The following is a 15835-nucleotide window of genomic DNA, read 5'->3' on the forward strand; positions in this document are numbered from 1 at the left end:
CCGCGCGGGACGCTTGCTAGAATCCCGGGGACCGCGTCTGGAAACTCAGGAGTCATCCATGTTCGATATTGAACTGTCGCTGGATCAGCAGATCCTCGCTTCGGGCCGCATCCGGCCCGCCGTCGTCTTCCCGGAGGCGCTCGACCCGCGGATCATCGAGGCGGCCTGCAACCTCACCCGGTTCGCCCGCCCCGTGTTCCTCGCCACGGAGGCGGAGGTGCGGGAGGTGATCAGCCGCCAGCTCGGCCACCTTGATCCCACCCGCGTCGCCTTCGCCCTCTCCGAGAGCGCCTTCGTGGACATCACGAAGCGCCAGGACCTGGTGGAGGCCTTCGCCCGGGACCACGTGGAGGCCTGCCGCGCCGAGGGCCGCGAGATCAGCCTCTTCGACGCCCAGTGCTGGGCCTCCGTGCCCGTCAACTTCGGCATCATGGCCGTGGCCCACGGGCACGCGGACACCGTCGTGGGCGGCGTGGCCACCGGCGAGAAGGCCTTCTTCCGCCCCATGCTGAAGCACCTCAAGGCCCAGGAGAACTGCTGCGAGGCGGGCATCTTCGTCCTCCCCGACGAGCATCCGAAGGACATCATCAACCAGAACATCGTGGTCTTCGGGGACGTGGGCGTGAACGCCGTCATGACCCCCGAGAGCCTCGCCGCCTCCGCCGTGGGTACCTGCGCCATCGCGCGGGACCTCATCCCCGAGTCCGTGCTCCCCGAGATCAACGGCGCCATCGTCTCCTATTCCAACCGCGGTTCCGACGACGGCCCGGGCGCGGATCTGGTCCGGGAGGCCACCCGCCTCGTGCCGGCCCTCCTGGAGGAGCGGATCCGCCGCGGCGACCGCTACCGCTCCATCCGGATCCAGGGCGAGGTCAAGGTGAACGTGGCCCTCTCCCAGCGCTCCGCCACCTACTACCACGGGGGCCAGGACGTGCAGTGGCCCGGTTCGGCCAACGTCATCATCTGCCCCAACCTGGACATGGGGAACATGCTCTACCACCTCTACGCGACCCGGTTCCCCGACGCGAAGAAGTTCCCCGTCCTGTTCGGGCTGCGATTCAAGGGCGTGGACCTGGCCATGGACTGCACCCCCGAGGACATCCGCCTGGCGGTGAAGGCTTCCGTGCTGCGGATGTACAAGTACGGCCAGTGGGAGGAGACCCCGAAGGACACCTTCTTCCGCCGCTACCGCGTCCTCGCCATCAACCCCGGCTCTACCTCCACCAAGATCGCGATCTACGAAGGCGACAAGGAGCGCGCGACCCAGGAGCTCCAGCACGCCGCCGAGGAGCTGCTGCCCTTCGAGGGCCAGCCCATCACCAGCCAGTTCGCCTTCCGCAAGGACGCCATCCTCGCCTTCCTCGCCGAAGGCGGCCTGGGCGTCGCGGACCTGGACGCCGTGGCCGGCCGGGGCGGCCTGCTGTGGCCCCTCGAGCACGGCACCTACCACGTCAATGAGCGCATGGCCGACGACCTGGCCCAGGGCGTCCAGGGCGACCACGCCTCGAACCTGGGCGGCCTCATCGCCCGGGAGCTGGTGGCCGGCACCGGCAAGCCCGCCTTCATCGTCGACCCGGTCGTGGTGGACGAGGTGCCCGATTTCGCCAAGATCACGGGCGTCAAGGCCATCCGGCGGAAGGTGATCAGCCACGCCCTCAACCAGATCGCCACCGCCCGCCGCTACGCCGAGGAGCACGAGACCTTCTACGAGCGCATCAACGTCATCGTGGCCCACCTGGGCGGCGGCATCTCCGTCGGCGCCCACGTGAAGGGCCACTACCTGGACGTGAACAACGCCCTGGACGGAGAAGGCCCCTTCACCCCCCAGCGCTCCGGCTCCCTGCCTGTTGGCCAGCTCATCGAGCTCTGCTTCTCCGGCAAGTACACCCGGGACGAGCTGAAGAAGCTGAACAAGGGCCGGGGCGGCCTCATCGACCTCCTGGGCACCGCCGACCTGCGGGCCCTGGAGGGCCGCTACCTCGCCGGGGAGGCCGAGGTGATCCAGGTGATGGACGCCATGGCCTACCAGATCGCCAAGTGGATCGCCTCCCTCGTGCCCGCCTTCCAGGGCGAGCGGGTGGACCAGGTGCTCCTGACCGGCGGCATGGCCCGCTGCCGGCCCACCGTGGACTACATCCGGAAGGCCATCGCGGCCATGGGGTGCGGGCTGACCGTGTACCCCGGCGAAAATGAAATGTTCGCCCTGGCCAAGGGCGCCCTCCGGGTGCTCGCGGGCAAGGAAGCGCCCAAGGACTACCACGGCCGGGCCTGAAGGCCTTGCAGGCGGCGGCGCCGCCGCCGCGTAAGGACAGATAAAGACTGTGTGCACTTTCGTTACAGATCTTGTGCGTCTCAATCCAGGCTTGAATAATTAATTTCTCCTGGGCCCCTCCGGGATCATTGCGAAATCCCGGGGGGGCCCTATGTTTGGTATCCCAAGCGGAGGATTCCCTGGATGGCGCCTAGGCGCGGGAGGGTACCGTGTCCGTCGAACTGGCGAAGAGCGACTTGAGCCTGGAGGGCCTGCTCCAGGACGCCGCCCCGCCGTTCCGCCATGCCATCCTGGGGGCCCTGGAACGGGAGGGGTACGAGATCACCCGAGGGATCCCCAACCTGCAGCTGCCCCTGGAGATCGACGATTCGATCGGATGGCTGGCGGATGCCCGGTACGGGGACGCATGGTCCCGCCTCCACCGCACGCTGATGCGCGCGGCGTCGGAGGGGACCCTCGTGGATCTGAGCTACGGGGCTGGCGGGTCCTGAGGGGGGATTGTTCGCCGCCAGCCCCCGGGGGGGGGGACCTACTTCGCCGTGAGGGCGGCGAGGGCGATGGAGTAGAGCTTGGTCAGCACGCTGTCCCCGCGGGAGGAGAGGATGCAGGGGGCCTGGGCGCCGGCCACGATGGCCGCGATCTCGCAGCCCGCGAGCTTGCTGCTGGTCTTGTAGAAGACGTTGCCCGCGTCGATGTTGGGGAAGACCAGGCAGTCCGCGTCGCCGGCGACCTCGCCCCCGACGCCCTTGGTCCGGGCGCATTCGGCGTCGACGGCCACGTCCAGGGCCATGGGGCCGTCCACCCAGGCGCCCTTGATCTGGCCGCGGTCGGCCATCTTGGCGATGATGGCGGCGTCCACGGTGGGCTGCACCTTGGGCAGGACCTGCTCCGAGGCGGCGATGAGGGCCACCTTGGGGCGGGCGATGCCCAGGGCCTGGGCGACGCCGACGACGTAGTTGGTGATCGCGATCTTCTCCTTGAGCTCCGGGTAGGGGATGACGGCCACGTCGCCGCAGACCAGGAGCTTGGGGTAGCTGGCGTGCTCGATGACGGAGACGTGGGAGAGGATGGCGCCGTTGTCCATGAGCCCGGCGTCCTTGTTGAGGATCGCGCGCATGTACTTGTCGGTGCTCACGAGGCCCTTCATCAGGATCTGGGCCTCCCCGGACTTCACGAGCGCCACGGCCCGGGCCGCGGCCTTGACCTCGGAGGGCTCGTGGATGATGCGGAACTGGGCCGGGTCGATGCCCAGCTCCCCGCACACCTTGCGGATCACCGCCTCGTCGCCCACGAGGGTGCCGTCGACGATGCCGCGGCCCACGGCGTCGTGGACGGCCTCGATGGTGTGGGCGTCGTTGGCGTAGGCGGCGGCGAGCCGGCGCCGGGGCTTGGCTTTCACGGCTTCGAGCATCTGTTCGAGGCGGGTGATGGACATGGATCCTCCTGGGGCTCCGGGGATTTTACAATGGGGAAGGCGCGCGCCGATGTGACCGCCGGCATTAGAATGTCGCCATGGACAGATCGACGGCGGTGATCATCGGGGCGGGACCTGGCATCGGGGCCGCGGCGGCGCGCAGGTTCGCGGCGGAGGGCTTCCGGGTCGCCGCCGTGGTTCGGCCAGGCGGGACCCTGGACCTTCCGGCGGATGCCCTCCAGGTGGAGGCCGACCTCGCGCGCGAGGGGCAGCTCGGGCCCGCCCTCGCGCGGATCCGCGCCTGGGGCGGCCCCGCACGGGCCGTCGTCTACAACGCCTCGGCCGGCGCCCCGGGCGGGGCCGAGGCCCTGGACCCGGAGCGCGCGCTGGCGGACCTGAGGGTGAACGTCCTGGCGCCGCTGGAGGCGGGGCGCTGGGCGGCGGAGGGCATGCGCGCCCTCGGCGGCGGGACCCTGCTCTTCACCGGGGGCGGCCTGGGCCTGGCGCCCAAGGCGGGCATGGCCTCGGGCTGCCTGGGGAAGGCCGCGCTGCGGAGCCTGGCGCTGAACTTCTCCCTGGAACTGGAACCCGACGGCATCCATGCCGCCACCCTGACGGTCTGCGGCTTCGTGCAGCCCGGGACCGCCCTCTCCCCCGACCGGGTCGCCGGGGCCCTCTGGGACCTGCACGCCCAGCCCCCGGGGGCCTGGGACAGGGAGCGGGTTCTGCCTTAGAATGGACCCGGAGGGCCGGAACCAGGCATGGGCGCACCGGATCAGGACAACGGGTTCACCGGCCAGTCGGGAGTAGGCACCCGCACGGCCCCTTCGACGCGGCTGCGGCTCACCCCGCCGTCCCTGTGGAAGGTCATTCTCCACAACGACGACTTCACCACCCGGGACTTCGTGGTGCAGATCCTCACCTCGGTCTTCCGGAAGCCCGAGGCCGAGGCCGTGCGCATCATGATGGACGTCCATCGGAAGGGCACGGGGGTGGCCGGCATCTACCCCTACGACGTGGCGGACACCAAGGTGGCCCAGGTCCGGACCCTGGCCGAGGCCCGGGAATTCCCCCTGCTCTGCACCCTGGAACCGGAGGCCTGACATGGCCGTCCCCACCCCCACGATCGCGCCCGCGCTGAACCAGGCGATCCAGAAGGCGTTCGCCGCAGCCCGGGAGGCCCGCCACGAGTACCTCACCCTGGAGCACCTCCTCCTGGCCCTCCAGGAGGACCCCGTCGTCATCGAGGCCGTGGCCGCCTGCGGCGGGGACGCCGCCGAGCTCGCCCGGGAGCTCGACACCTGGCTGAAGGCCCGCCTGGAGGCCCTGCCCCCGGAGGCCCAGGACAACCCCGTGCCGACCCTCGGCTTCAACCGGGTCATGGAGCACGCCATCCTCCACACCATCTCGGCGGAGCGCGCCACCGTGGACAGCGGCGCCGTGCTGGTGGCCATCCTCCAGGAGAAGGAGAGCCACGCGGCCTACCTCCTCAAGCGCCACGGCGTGTCCCGCCTGACCCTCCTCCGCCACCTCTCCCACGGCAAGCCGGGGCGCGACCGCGGCACCGCGCCCGAGGTCCAGGCCGAACCGGAGGGCGAGGGCCAGCCCAAGGACCCCCTCAAGGCCTACGCCACGGACCTGGTGGCCCGGGCAGCCGCCGGCAAGATCGATCCCCTGGTGGGCCGCGAGGAGGAACTGGAGCGCATCATCCACGTGCTCTGCCGCCGCCGGAAGAACAACCCCCTGCTGGTGGGCGAGGCGGGCGTCGGCAAGACCGCCATGGCCGAGGGGCTCGCCCTCCGCATCCACGAGGGCCGGGTGCCGGACTCCCTCAAGGGGGTCTCCCTCTTCAGCCTGGACATGGGCTCCCTCCTGGCGGGGACCCGCTACCGGGGCGACTTCGAGGAGCGGGTGAAGGCCGTCCTGGACGCCCTGGCCCGGCATCCCGGGAGCCTCCTCTTCATCGACGAGATCCACACGCTGGTGGGCGCGGGCGCCGTGAGCGGCGGCTCCATGGACGCCTCCAACCTCCTCAAGCCCATCCTCGCCAGCGGCGACCTGCGCTGCATCGGGGCGACCACCTTCCAGGAGGCCAAGTCCAGCATCGAGCGGGACCGCCCCCTGGCGCGGCGCTTCCAGAAGGTGGAGATCAACGAGCCGTCCGAGGCCGACAGCGTGGCCATCCTCAGGGGCCTCCGCCCCCGCTACGAGGCCCACCACGGGGTCCGCTACCCCGACGACGTCCTCGAGGCCGCCGTCAAGCTCTCCAGCCGGTTCCTGCGGGACCTGGCCCTGCCCGACAAGGCCATCGACGTCCTCGACGAGGCGGGCGCGGCCCTCAAGCTCGCGCCGGGCCGCAAGCGCCGCAAGGTGGCCGTCGCCGACGTCGAGGCGGTGGTGGCGCGGATGGCGCGCATGCCGCTCCAGTCCGTGGGCGCCGACGACCGGGAGAAGCTCGCCGGCCTCGAGGAGGGGCTGCGCGCCGTGCTCTTCGGGCAGGACGAGGCCGTGGCCAAGGTCTGCTCCGCCATCAAGCTCTCCCGCTCCGGGCTGCGCGGCCACGACCGGCCCGTGGGTTCGTTCCTGTTCGCCGGCCCCACGGGCGTCGGCAAGACCGAGCTCGCCAAGCAGCTCGCCAAGAGCCTGGAGGTGGCCTTCCTGCGCTTCGACATGTCGGAGTACATGGAGAAGCACGCCGTGAGCCGCCTCATCGGGGCCCCGCCGGGCTACGTGGGCTTCGAGGACGGGGGCCTGCTGGTGGACGCGGTCCGCCGGAACCCCCACGCCGTCCTGCTCCTGGACGAGATCGAGAAGGCCCACCCGGACATCTACGCCATCCTCCTGCAGGTCATGGACCACGCGACCCTCACCGACAACCACGGCCGGCGCGCGGATTTCCGCCACGTCACCCTCATCCTGACGACGAACGCCGGGGCCCGGAACCTGAGCCAGCGCATGGTCGGCTTCGGGGAGGCCGGGACGGGCGGGAGCGCGCGGGGCTCCCTGGAGAAGGCCTTCTCCCCCGAATTCCGCAACCGCCTGGACGCCATCGTCACCTTCGGTCCCCTGGGCCGGGCGGAGATCCTGCGGGTCGTCGACAAGAACCTCCGGGAGCTCCAGGCCCTGCTGGACGAGAAGGGGGTCCAGCTGGAGGTCGCCCCCGAGGCCCGGGGCTGGCTGGCCGATCGCGGCTACGATCCCGCCTTCGGCGCCCGCCCCATGGCCCGGGTCATCGAGGAGCACGTGAAGCGCCCCCTGGCCGATCAGATCCTCTTCGGGGACCTCAAGGCCGGTGGCCGCGCGGTCGTGACCCTGGGCCCGGCCGGCTTGGCCATCGCGGCCGAGGGAGGCGCCTACTGTTCGTCGGCGGAAGGTCCGTACAGGGCGGGAACGGGGACGTCGAGAAGGCGCAGGTAGACCGTCAGCTGGGCCCGGTGGTGGATCGCGTGGTTGAGGATGAAGCCGCGCACGACGGCGATCCGGGGCATGGCGAAGAGGACCTTGCCGTGCTCCTTGCCGCTCCAGATCACCTGGAAGTCGCTGTCGGAGGCGCGGCCGATGGCCTCGGCGCCCCGCTTCACCCCTTCGTCCAGGGTGGCCAGCATGCCGGCCACGGTGTCGCTGGGCTTGGGCAGGCTCGCCATCGTTTCCGGCAGCCCGAAGTCCATCTCCGTGGTGGCGAGGGTGCCCACGGCCCAGGAGGGCATGCCCGCGAGGTGGTTGGCCAGTTCACCGAGGGTGAAGGACTTGGGATGGGGCCGGAAATCCAGCCGGCCTTCGGGGATGCGTTCGATCACCCGGCGGAGGCCCGCCATTTCGTGCTCGAACTCGGGGAGGATGGTCGCTGCGATGCCCATGGGGCCTCCTTGAAGATCCCCAATGTGGCGAATAAAAGGCGAACAGTCAAGCCCTCTTTCCGTAAATTCGGACGGGATTCCCGGCCAGGTCACGGAAATCGATGGAAAAAACCAGGATGGCCAGGAACCCCCGCCTCAGCGCCGGCCGCCGGTGATGGCGATGGGCAGGTCCATGGCCCGCCAGGCCCGCAGGCCCCCCTTCAGGGGCCGCACCCACCGGTAGCCCCGGGCCTCCAGGAGCAGGGCCGCCTGGTGGGAGAGCTTGTCGTTCCAGTCCACGAGGACCACGAGCTGCTTGGTGTCGGCCACGTGGGCGCCGATGTGCTTCACCAGCCCGGCCAGGGGGATGTTGAGCGCGCCCCGCACATGCCCCTTGGGCCCATGGAACTCCGCCTCGGTGCGCACGTCGACCACCGCGGGGGGCTGCCCCGGGTTGAGCTGCACCAGGTCGATGGGCAGCAGCACCTCGTGGGCGCGCGCCCGGCGCCAGGACTGGAAGTCGGGCAGCTTGAGGACGGCCAGCACGAGGAGCAGGAGGATGCCGAACCCCAGGGGCGCCAGGAACTCGGGCCGGCTGGTCCAGCCGGCGGCTGTGACGGGCGTGGCCTCCTGGATCATGGCCATCAGGACTGCGGGGGGGACTACCATGGATGCCTCCGGGACCGGTCCTGCCCGCGAGGGGCTGCCGGGGACGACCCCCCGGACCGGAACCGGCCTGATGTCATTTGCGGTACTATAATCGAGGAAGAACGCATGATGCATGTCCGTATGTGGTTTCTGGGTGCCGCCGCGGCGCTGGCCGTCTCCTGCGGGGGAGGCCGGGACGAGGGATTCCTCGCCGTGGAGCCCGCGACGCCGGCCGTTTCCGTGGGCGAGACCGTCGTCCTCACCGCGCTCCCGCCCTCCGACTGGAGCGGCGAGGTGGAATGGGAGGTCCAGGGCCTCTACGGCGGAGGGCTCCTCCAGAGCCGCGGCCTGCGGGTGACCTACGTGCCGCCCGCGGCGGCCGGGACCTACACGGTGAACCTCAGGGCCACCGGCGCCGACGGCCGCGTCCACAAGCAGGCCGTGGAGGTGCGGGTCCTGGGGAGCGCGGCCATCGAGCCGGCCTCGGCCCGGGTGCTCCCGGGCGCCTCCGTGCAGTTCCGGGCCGTCCTCAAGGGCGTCCCCCGGGAGGCCGTCGTGTGGGCGGTGACGGAGGAGGGCGGCGGCGAGATCGGCCCCGACGGGCGCTACACGGCGCCCCAGTGCCCCGGCACCTACCACGTGACCGCCGCCGCCGGCCAGGACGGGGCAACGGCGGCCACCGCCGTGGTGACGGTGGCCCCCCGCTGACGCCCGGAATCAGGCGAGCCTGAATTCCCGGGTGAGATCCTGCAGGCGGTTGGCGAGCCCCGCCACCGCCTCCACGGTGCCGCGGATCTCGTGGACCGAGGCCGCGAGGTCGCCGATGGCGCGGGTGCTGTCCTCCACCCGGCGCGCGGTGGCCTCCATGTGCTGAGCCATGCTCGAGGCGGCGCCGGCCTGGGCCTCCATGCCCTGCGCGATGGCTTCCAGGTTGCGGCCGTTGTCGGTCACGGCGCCCAGGATGCCCTCCAGGCTCTCCCCGACGCCGGCAACAGAGGCCTGGCCGAGGCCGACGCGCTCGCCGCTCTCGCGGATCAGGTGCTCGATCTCGCGGGCCGCGGAGGCGGCGCGCTCCGCCAGCTTCCGGACCTCCTCGGCCACCACGGCGAAACCCTTGCCCTGGTGGCCGGCCTTGGAGGCCTCGATGGCGGCGTTCAGGGCCAGGAGGTTGGTCTGGCGGGAGATCTCGGCGATGACCACGGTGATGCGCCCCACCTTGTCGCTGCTCTGGCGGATGCCCTCGGTGACCTCGATGGTGCGGGCAACCTGGTCGCGGCCGGCCTCCGTCACCTCCAGCGCCGCCCGGGCCCGGTCGCGGGCGCCGGCGGTGGCGGCCTTCGCGCGGTCGATGGTGGCGGACATGTCGGCCAGGCCCGAGGCGGCGAGGTCCACCTCGGCCTTCTGCCCCGCGGCGTCCTGGCGGAGGGCGCTGCTGGTGGTGGCGAGGGCGTTGGCCCGCGAGGACAGGTCCCCCGAGACGCCCACGAGGGCCTGGGCGGCCTCCCCCAGGGTGCGCACGCTGGCCCTGAATTTCGCTCCCACCGCGTTCAGGTCCCGGGCCATCCGGCCCAGTTCGTCCTCCTCCCCTTCGGGGCAGGTGCGGCTCAGGTCGCCCTGGGCCATGGCGCTCATGGTCAGGGCAAGGCGGTCCACGCCGTCGATGGTGCGGCGGGTGATGGCCCGGGACAGGACGGCGCTGAGGAGGAGCGCCGCGGCGAGGCCCGCGCCCATCACCTTGTAGCTGAACGCCGTCGCGGCCTCCAGGGCCTTCTGGCCCGCGTCGTTCTTGGCGTTCTGCTGGTCGAAGAGTTCCTGGATGAGGGCGCGGGCCCGGTCCAGGTGGGGGCCTCCGTCCCGCATGCGCTGCGGCAGCAGGGCGCCCCGCGGGTCGCCCTCCATCTGGCGGAAACTCACCGGGAACCCGTCCAGGTAGCGCTGGATCTCCGCGAGGCAGGTCCGGACCTTGGGGCCTTCGTCGGACTCCCAGGGCAGGGTCTCCATGGCCCGCATGGCCCCCTGGAGGCGGCCTTCGCAGCCCTCCACGTAGACCCGGAAATCGGGCACGAAAACCCTGTTCCCGGCCGCGGCGAGGAGGGCCTGGTGCCCGGCCCGCACATGCTGGAACTGGTAACGGAGCTCGTTCAGGGCCTTCAGCTGCGGGTTGCGCTCCACCATGCGGCGGGCCCCGTCGGAACTGCGGTGGAGGGCGCTCCAGCCGATCCCCGTGAGCGCCACGAGGAAGAGGACCTGGATCAGGGCGAGGCCCGTCACCTTCAGCCGGAGCGATACGTTCGAAACCAGGGTCCTGCGGGACATCGGGCCTCCACGACCCGGAGGCCTCGGGGGCCGCCGGGGCGACTTGTTTGATGAATTCAAATGATAGCCGGACACCGGGCCCCTGCCGCCGCCCCGGTCCCCTGCGGCGGGCGTCAGGAAAGGGGAGCGGGGGCCGCCAGGCCCAGGCCCGCCAGGACCTCCCGGAAGGCCTCCGGAAGGGGGGCCTCGCAGGAGAGGCGGCGGCCGTCCCCGGGGTGATCCAGGGCCAGGCGCCAGGCGTGGAGCATGGGGGTGGGGCAGGCGTGGCTGCGGCGGTCGGCGTCCATCCAGGCCCCGGCGCCCCCGTACAGGGGGTCGCCCAGGATGGGGGCGCCCAGGTGGGCCAGGTGGACCCGGATCTGGTGGGTCCGGCCCGTGAGCAGTTCGCATTCCACCAGGGCGAGGCCCGCGGCCCGGCCGAGGACCCGGACCCGGGTCTGGGAGGGCCGGCCCTGGGGGACCACGGCCATCTTGAGGCGGTCCGAGCGCTGGCGGCCGATGGGGGCGTCCACCAGCAGAGAGCCGGCCTCGGGCAACCGCCGGCTCATGCGCGCGATCGCCAGGTAGCGCTTGTCCACCGACCGGGCCTTGAACTGGGCCTGGAGGGCGGTCTGGGCCCCCTGGTCCTTGGCCATGGCCAGGCAGCCGGTGGTGAAGCGGTCCAGGCGGTGGACCAGGCCCGGCCACCGGGGAGCGTCCGCCTCCTCGTCCTCCTCCGCCGGATCCTCCCCCTCGGCCAGGGGCGCCGGGGCGGCGTGGAGACGGCCCAGGAGGGCGTTGAGCACGGTGCCGGAGGGATGCCCGGGACCGGGATGCACGACGAGGCCCGCGGGCTTGTCCACGATCCACAGGCGGTTGTCCTCGAAGAGGGTGGGCAGGTCGAAGGCCTCCGGCTCGAGGAAATGGGCCGGGGGCGCGGGATCCGGCAGGGTGGTGGCGACCTGGGCGCCGGCGCGCAGGCGGGTGCCCGGCTTGGTGGCCGCGACCCCGTCCACCAGGACCTGGCCCGACCGGATCCAGGCCTCCCAGCGGGAGCGGGCGATGTCGGGGTGGGCCTCGGCGAGGAACCGGTCCAGGCGCGGCGCGCCCTCGGGCAGGTGATGGATCGTGGGTTCGCTCACGCGGCCGCCTCGGCGGCGTGCCGCCGGCGGAAGAGGACCCACAGGATGAGGCCGAAGGCGATGAAGGCCAGGGCCGTCGCCCGGCCCGTGGACAGCCACGGAATGTTCAGCAGGAACCCGCGGTCCAGGTCCGCGCGCCAGGTCTCGGTGACGATCCGCCCCACCCCCTCCAGGACGAAGTAGAGGGCGCCCACCTGGCCCGCGAACCGGCGGCGGCCCCGGGTGGCCAGGAGCAGGGCCATGACGAGGGCGTTGGCCAGGAGGGTGTAGAGCTGGACCGGGTGGATGGGCAGGTTGAGGGGCGTGCCCGACAGCCAGTGGGCATCCGGATTGGTGAAGGTCACCGCCCAGGGCAGGTGGCATTCGGTGCCGTAGCAGCACCCCGCGGAAAAGCAGCCCAGGCGGCCGATGGCCTGGCCCAGGGCCACGGCGGGGGTGAGGGCGTCCAGGGTGGGACCCAGGGGCAGCTTGAGCTTGCGCATGCGCCAGAAGAAGGCCACGACCCCCCCGATGACGCCCCCGTGGATGGCGCCGCCCGCGCGCAGGTAGGCGGGATCCAGGATCTGGCGCACCGGCGTTCCGCTCGACAGGTCCACGACGATCATGAGGAGCTTGGCCCCCAGGATGCCGGCCAGCAGGAGGGTGATGGCCAGGTCGGACACGGCCTCCGCCGAGATCCCGTCCCGCTTCGCCAGCGCCTGGGCCAGGTAGAGGGCCAGGAAGAACCCCACCGTGAGGATCAGGCCGTACGTGCCCACGGGGAAGGTGCCGAGCTTGAAGAGGATGGGATGCATGTCACTCCTTGGGGAGGGGGCGGAGCCGCGCCGGAGGCAGGTCCAGGCTCGCGATGTCGAAGCTGATCATCTCACCGTAGGGACGCAGCAGGGGCATGAGCTGGCCGGAAACGGCGGGGCGGAAGGCCTTGTTGAAATCCTGGGCCAGGGGCGCGCGGGCCCGGCCGCGGATGTGGAACTCCCGCACCCCGTCCCGGCGGACCTCCTCCAGGACCGCCCCCTCCAGGTGGGTGTCCAGGATCGCCTGCACCTGGGCCCGGACGGCGGATGGCAGGGGGCCCCCCCCGTCCACGGGCGCCGGCAGGGCCTGCCGCTTGGCCAGGTGGCGGACCACAGGGATGAGGGACAGGAGGACGAGGGCAGCCAGCACCACCGCCCCCCGGGCCCAGCGGCGCTCCGCGCGGGCATCTTCGGGGGTGGGCTGGGCTTCCAGGTCGGCCATGGCTCCAGCATGCCACGGCCGGGGTTCAGCCGAGGACCTGGAAGGTGGAACCCACCGCCAGGGACCGCACCGACGGCACGGGGGTCCCGGGGTCCAGGGGGAGGATCTTCACGTCCACGGGCAGGCCCAGGGCCGCCAGTTCCTGCTCCATGCCGGGCCGGGCCGCCTCGAGGGGCCCGGGCCGCTGCGCCCAGACCCGGACGCGCAGGCCGTCGGATCCCTTGGCGATGCCCAGACGGGTCTCCCCCAGGCGGCTGAAGGCCAGACCGAGCAGGACGCGGGCCTCCCCCCGCCCCCCTTCCCCCTGTCCGCGTCCCGGCCGGTCCCGCTCCGCCCACAGCTGCAGGGGCGTCTGGGGAGACCAGGGGAGGGGCAGTTCGAAATAGGCCGTCCCCTCCCGGGCCTGGGCGGCGTGGAAGGGCGCCTCCCGGGGGCTGGCGGCGGGGTCGGACAGGGTCCGCGTCCCCGCCCGGATCCAGCTCTCCCAGGATTCGGGCGCCGCGGCCGGGGAGGACGTGGCCTGGGCGGCCGCGAGCCCCGTCGCCGTGGCGCGGGCCTGGGGGGCCGCCCCCTCCGGGGCGTGGACCAGGGCCTTCAGGACCTGGGCCACCGCCTCCGCGGCGGGTGGGGCCGCCTGGGGGGCCGGGCTGCCGGAGGCCAGGCCGCCCGTGTCCGACCGGCGAACCAACAGGGCCTGCAGGCGGCCGATGGCGTCCTGGACCGGCGCCTCGTCCGGGGACCGTCCGGCCTGGAGGAGCCGGAGGAGAGTCCGGGCCTCGGGCTGGGGCAGGTCCTGGAGGAGGGAGGCCAGGCGCTGGAGGGACTCAGCTGTCGAACCGACGGGTGAGGGGTCGATGGTAGGCGTACCGGCGGCCGACCCCTGGGCCGCGGCGGGCGCTCCGGATGCCGTCGCCAGCCCGGAGGCCTGGGTCGCGCCGGCGGGGGCCTCGCCGGCCGTGGGCGCCAGGGTCGCAGGCGCGGCCGCGGCGGGCGGGGCACTGGCGGGCGGGGCCGCACCAGGCTGGTTGGAGGCGGGTGGAGCTGTCGCGACCTGGGTTGACGCGGGCGTGGGCAGGGCGGCGGCGGGCGTTGCAGCTGGCGCGGCCTGGCCGGGGGCCGTTGGTGCCGGCGCGGGCGGGGCGGCGTCGGGCGTGGGCGCGGCCGTCCCGGGCTGGGCGGAGGCGGGCACCGCCGTTCCGGGTTGGGGGGTGGCGGGCGTAGCCGTCCCGGGCTGGGCGGAGGCGGGCGCGGGCGTCCCGGGCTGGGCGGAGGCGGGCGCGGCCGTCCCGGGCTGGGCGGGGGCGGGCGTAGCCGCCCCGGGCTGGGCGGGGGCGGGCGTAGCCGCCCCGGGCTGGGCGGTGGCGGGCGCGGCCGTCCCGGGTGGGGGGGTGGCGGGCGTAGCCGTCCCGGGCGAGGGGGTGGCGGGCGCGGCCGTCCCGGGCGGGGTGGGGGCCGCCGCTTGGCCTTCCGGAGGCGCGGGCTGGGCGAGTTGCCGGAAGAGCTGGGCCAGGGGCGCCAGGTCCGGGGGCACGTCGGGGGAGGTCAACCGCGCCAGGAGCACCTGGGCCTCGCCCTGGGTCAGGGGGGCCAGGATGGCCGGGACGGCCGGGGGCTGGGCCTGGAGGGTCTGGAGGCGCAGGCCGCCGTCGGCTCCGGGGGCCACCCGGACCATGAGCCGGGTGCCTTCGGGGTAGGCCAGGTCCCCCTGGGCGGTGAAGGTCTGGCCCGTCGGCAGCGTGAAGACCAGGCCCCCATCCGTGGTGCCCTGGAAGAGGAGGGTGATGTCCTTGCCCACCAGCGAGGCGAGCACCGCCGCGGGGGTGGTCCCCCCTTCCCCGCCGCCCTGAGCCGCCTGGACGGCGTTGAGGAAGGCGGTGACGGCGGCCTGGACCGGGTCCATGGCTCAGACGCCGAAGTGCTTCCGGAGGATCCCGGCCATGTCCTGGAGGGGCGCGACCTGGTCCACGCAGCCCTTCTCGAAGGCGGCCCGCGGCATGCCGTAGACCACGCAGGACTCCTCGGCCTCGGCGAGGGTGTGCGCCCCGCGGGCCTTGAGGCTGACCATGCCCCGGGCGCCGTCGGAGCCCATGCCGGTGAGGATCATGGCCAGCACCTGGCGGCTGCAGTTCTCCGCGAGGCTCTGGAACAGGACGTCCACGCTGGGCCGGTGGAGGCTGGCGGAGGGCTCCATGCTCAGCTCGATCACGCCCGCGAGGCCCCGCTGGCGGTAGAGCATGTGCTGGCCGCCGGGGGCGATGTAGACGACGCCGGGACGGGCCGTCTCGCCGTGCTCGGCCTCCTTGACCTCCACCTGGCAGAGGCCGTTGAGGCGCTCCGCGAAGGGGCGCGTGAAGGTGCCCGGCATGTGCTGCACCACGAGGCAGGGCACGGGCAGGGTGCGCGGCAGCGCGGGCAGGAGGTCCTGCAGGGCCTTGGGTCCGCCGGTGGAGCATCCGATGGCCAGGAGCTCGGCGGTGGGGCCCGAGAGGGTCCCGACCCGCCCGATGTGCGGGGCCGGCGCGGGGGGCGCGGGCAGCCCGGGCCTCGGCGCGGGCGCGGCCGGGGCCGCGGGACGGATCGACTTGAACTTGGGGCTCCGGGCCAGCTTGCGGACCTTCTCCTGCAGGTCCTGCTGGATCTGGAGGATGCTGTTGCTGGCGAGGCTGCTCTCCTTGGGGATGAAGTCCAGGGCGCCGAAGGCCAGGGCCTCCAGGGTGGCGGCGGCGCCCTCCTGGGTGAGGCTGGAGACCATGAGCACGGCCCGGGGCATCTCGGCCATGATGCGCTTGAGGGCGCCCAGCCCGTCCAGGCGGGGCATCTCCACGTCCAGGGTGACGATGTCGGGATTGAGCTGGGGGATCTTCTCGAGGGCGTCGAGGCCGTCGCGCGCGGCCCCCACCACCTGGATGTCGGGGGCCTGGAGCATGCGCTCGAGGGCTTTGCGCATGAACGGGCTGTCGTCCACGATCAGGACGCGAATGGGGTCCATGGG

At 72.8% G+C, this 15835-nt stretch carries 15 protein-coding genes and 1 pseudogene; 7 read left to right on the forward strand and 9 right to left on the reverse strand.

The genetic code is table 11. The features are described from left to right. Positions 1–58 precede the first annotated feature (58 nt). From R2J75_RS19965 to R2J75_RS14290, 3 genes and pseudogenes are all read left to right on the forward strand, one after another. Positions 59–1090: pseudogene (locus tag R2J75_RS19965) on the forward strand (phosphate acyltransferase); the annotation flags it as partial. 42 nt (positions 1091–1132) lie between these two features. Further along, entirely contained in the window at positions 1133–2272 is a 1140-nt protein-coding gene (buk, locus tag R2J75_RS19970; RefSeq protein ID WP_394365920.1) for a butyrate kinase, read from the forward strand. A gap of 209 nt (positions 2273–2481) precedes the next feature. After that, positions 2482–2763, forward strand: a complete 282-nt coding sequence (locus R2J75_RS14290; RefSeq protein WP_243334990.1) for a hypothetical protein — start codon at positions 2482–2484, stop codon at positions 2761–2763. A 38-nt stretch (positions 2764–2801) separates the two neighbouring features. On the opposite strand, the gene R2J75_RS14295 is transcribed toward R2J75_RS14290, so the two are convergent. Beyond that, the gene (locus R2J75_RS14295) at positions 2802–3707 is read right to left on the reverse strand and encodes a phosphate acyltransferase (RefSeq protein WP_243346131.1); all 906 of its coding nucleotides are present in this window, start codon (positions 3705–3707) and stop codon (positions 2802–2804) included. A 77-nt stretch (positions 3708–3784) separates the two neighbouring features. On the opposite strand from R2J75_RS14295, the gene R2J75_RS14300 reads away from it, so the two are divergent. Genes R2J75_RS14300 through clpA form a run of 3 tightly spaced genes read left to right on the forward strand, consistent with a single transcriptional unit; the run spans position 3785 to position 7103 of the window. Next, on the forward strand, positions 3785–4420 hold the full coding sequence (locus R2J75_RS14300; protein WP_243334985.1) for an SDR family NAD(P)-dependent oxidoreductase: 636 nt from the start codon (positions 3785–3787) through the stop codon (positions 4418–4420). Positions 4421–4447: 27 nt separating this feature from the next. Beyond that, the gene (locus tag R2J75_RS14305; RefSeq protein WP_243334983.1) at positions 4448–4789 is read left to right on the forward strand and encodes an ATP-dependent Clp protease adaptor ClpS; all 342 of its coding nucleotides are present in this window, start codon (positions 4448–4450) and stop codon (positions 4787–4789) included. A 1-nt stretch (position 4790) separates the two neighbouring features. Continuing rightward, positions 4791–7103, forward strand: a complete 2313-nt coding sequence (clpA, locus tag R2J75_RS14310; protein ID WP_243334982.1) for an ATP-dependent Clp protease ATP-binding subunit ClpA — start codon at positions 4791–4793, stop codon at positions 7101–7103. Here clpA and R2J75_RS14315 read toward each other — a convergent pair. Together R2J75_RS14315 and R2J75_RS14320 are read right to left on the reverse strand one after the other, a co-directional pair. After that, positions 7040–7543: a DinB family protein gene (locus R2J75_RS14315; RefSeq protein ID WP_243334981.1), complete on the reverse strand. Its 504-nt coding sequence runs from the start codon at positions 7541–7543 to the stop codon at positions 7040–7042. The two genes, clpA and R2J75_RS14315, sit on opposite strands and share 64 nt — an antisense overlap. A 135-nt stretch (positions 7544–7678) precedes the next feature. Continuing rightward, positions 7679–8191, reverse strand: a complete 513-nt coding sequence (locus tag R2J75_RS14320) for a rhodanese-like domain-containing protein (protein ID WP_279341863.1) — start codon at positions 8189–8191, stop codon at positions 7679–7681. A gap of 105 nt (positions 8192–8296) precedes the next feature. On the opposite strand from R2J75_RS14320, the gene R2J75_RS14325 reads away from it, so the two are divergent. After that, positions 8297–8878, forward strand: a complete 582-nt coding sequence (locus R2J75_RS14325; RefSeq protein WP_316410436.1) for a PKD domain-containing protein — start codon at positions 8297–8299, stop codon at positions 8876–8878. Between the two features lie 9 nt (positions 8879–8887). Here the strand turns inward: R2J75_RS14325 and R2J75_RS14330 are convergent, their stop codons facing one another. The 6 genes from R2J75_RS14330 to R2J75_RS14355 form a co-directional block, all read right to left on the reverse strand. Continuing rightward, complete coding sequence (locus tag R2J75_RS14330; protein WP_243334979.1) at positions 8888–10486, reverse strand: methyl-accepting chemotaxis protein; 1599 nt, start codon at positions 10484–10486, stop codon at positions 8888–8890. A gap of 113 nt (positions 10487–10599) precedes the next feature. Beyond that, complete coding sequence (locus R2J75_RS14335; RefSeq protein WP_316410438.1) at positions 10600–11607, reverse strand: RluA family pseudouridine synthase; 1008 nt, start codon at positions 11605–11607, stop codon at positions 10600–10602. Beyond that, complete coding sequence (gene lgt, locus R2J75_RS14340; RefSeq protein ID WP_243334977.1) at positions 11604–12401, reverse strand: prolipoprotein diacylglyceryl transferase; 798 nt, start codon at positions 12399–12401, stop codon at positions 11604–11606. Before lgt ends, R2J75_RS14335 begins: the two co-directional genes overlap by 4 nt. Position 12402: 1 nt before the next feature. After that, positions 12403–12843, reverse strand: a complete 441-nt coding sequence (locus R2J75_RS14345; RefSeq protein ID WP_243334975.1) for a hypothetical protein — start codon at positions 12841–12843, stop codon at positions 12403–12405. 25 nt (positions 12844–12868) lie between these two features. Further along, entirely contained in the window at positions 12869–14743 is a 1875-nt protein-coding gene (locus R2J75_RS14350; protein ID WP_316410439.1) for a hypothetical protein, read from the reverse strand. A 3-nt stretch (positions 14744–14746) separates the two neighbouring features. Beyond that, positions 14747–15832: a protein-glutamate methylesterase/protein-glutamine glutaminase gene (locus R2J75_RS14355; protein ID WP_243335859.1), complete on the reverse strand. Its 1086-nt coding sequence runs from the start codon at positions 15830–15832 to the stop codon at positions 14747–14749. Positions 15833–15835: the final 3 nt, after the last annotated feature.

The sequence above is a fragment of the Mesoterricola sediminis genome, from assembly GCF_030295425.1.
GTDB classification, from domain to species: Bacteria; Acidobacteriota; Holophagae; order Holophagales; family Holophagaceae; genus Mesoterricola; species Mesoterricola sediminis.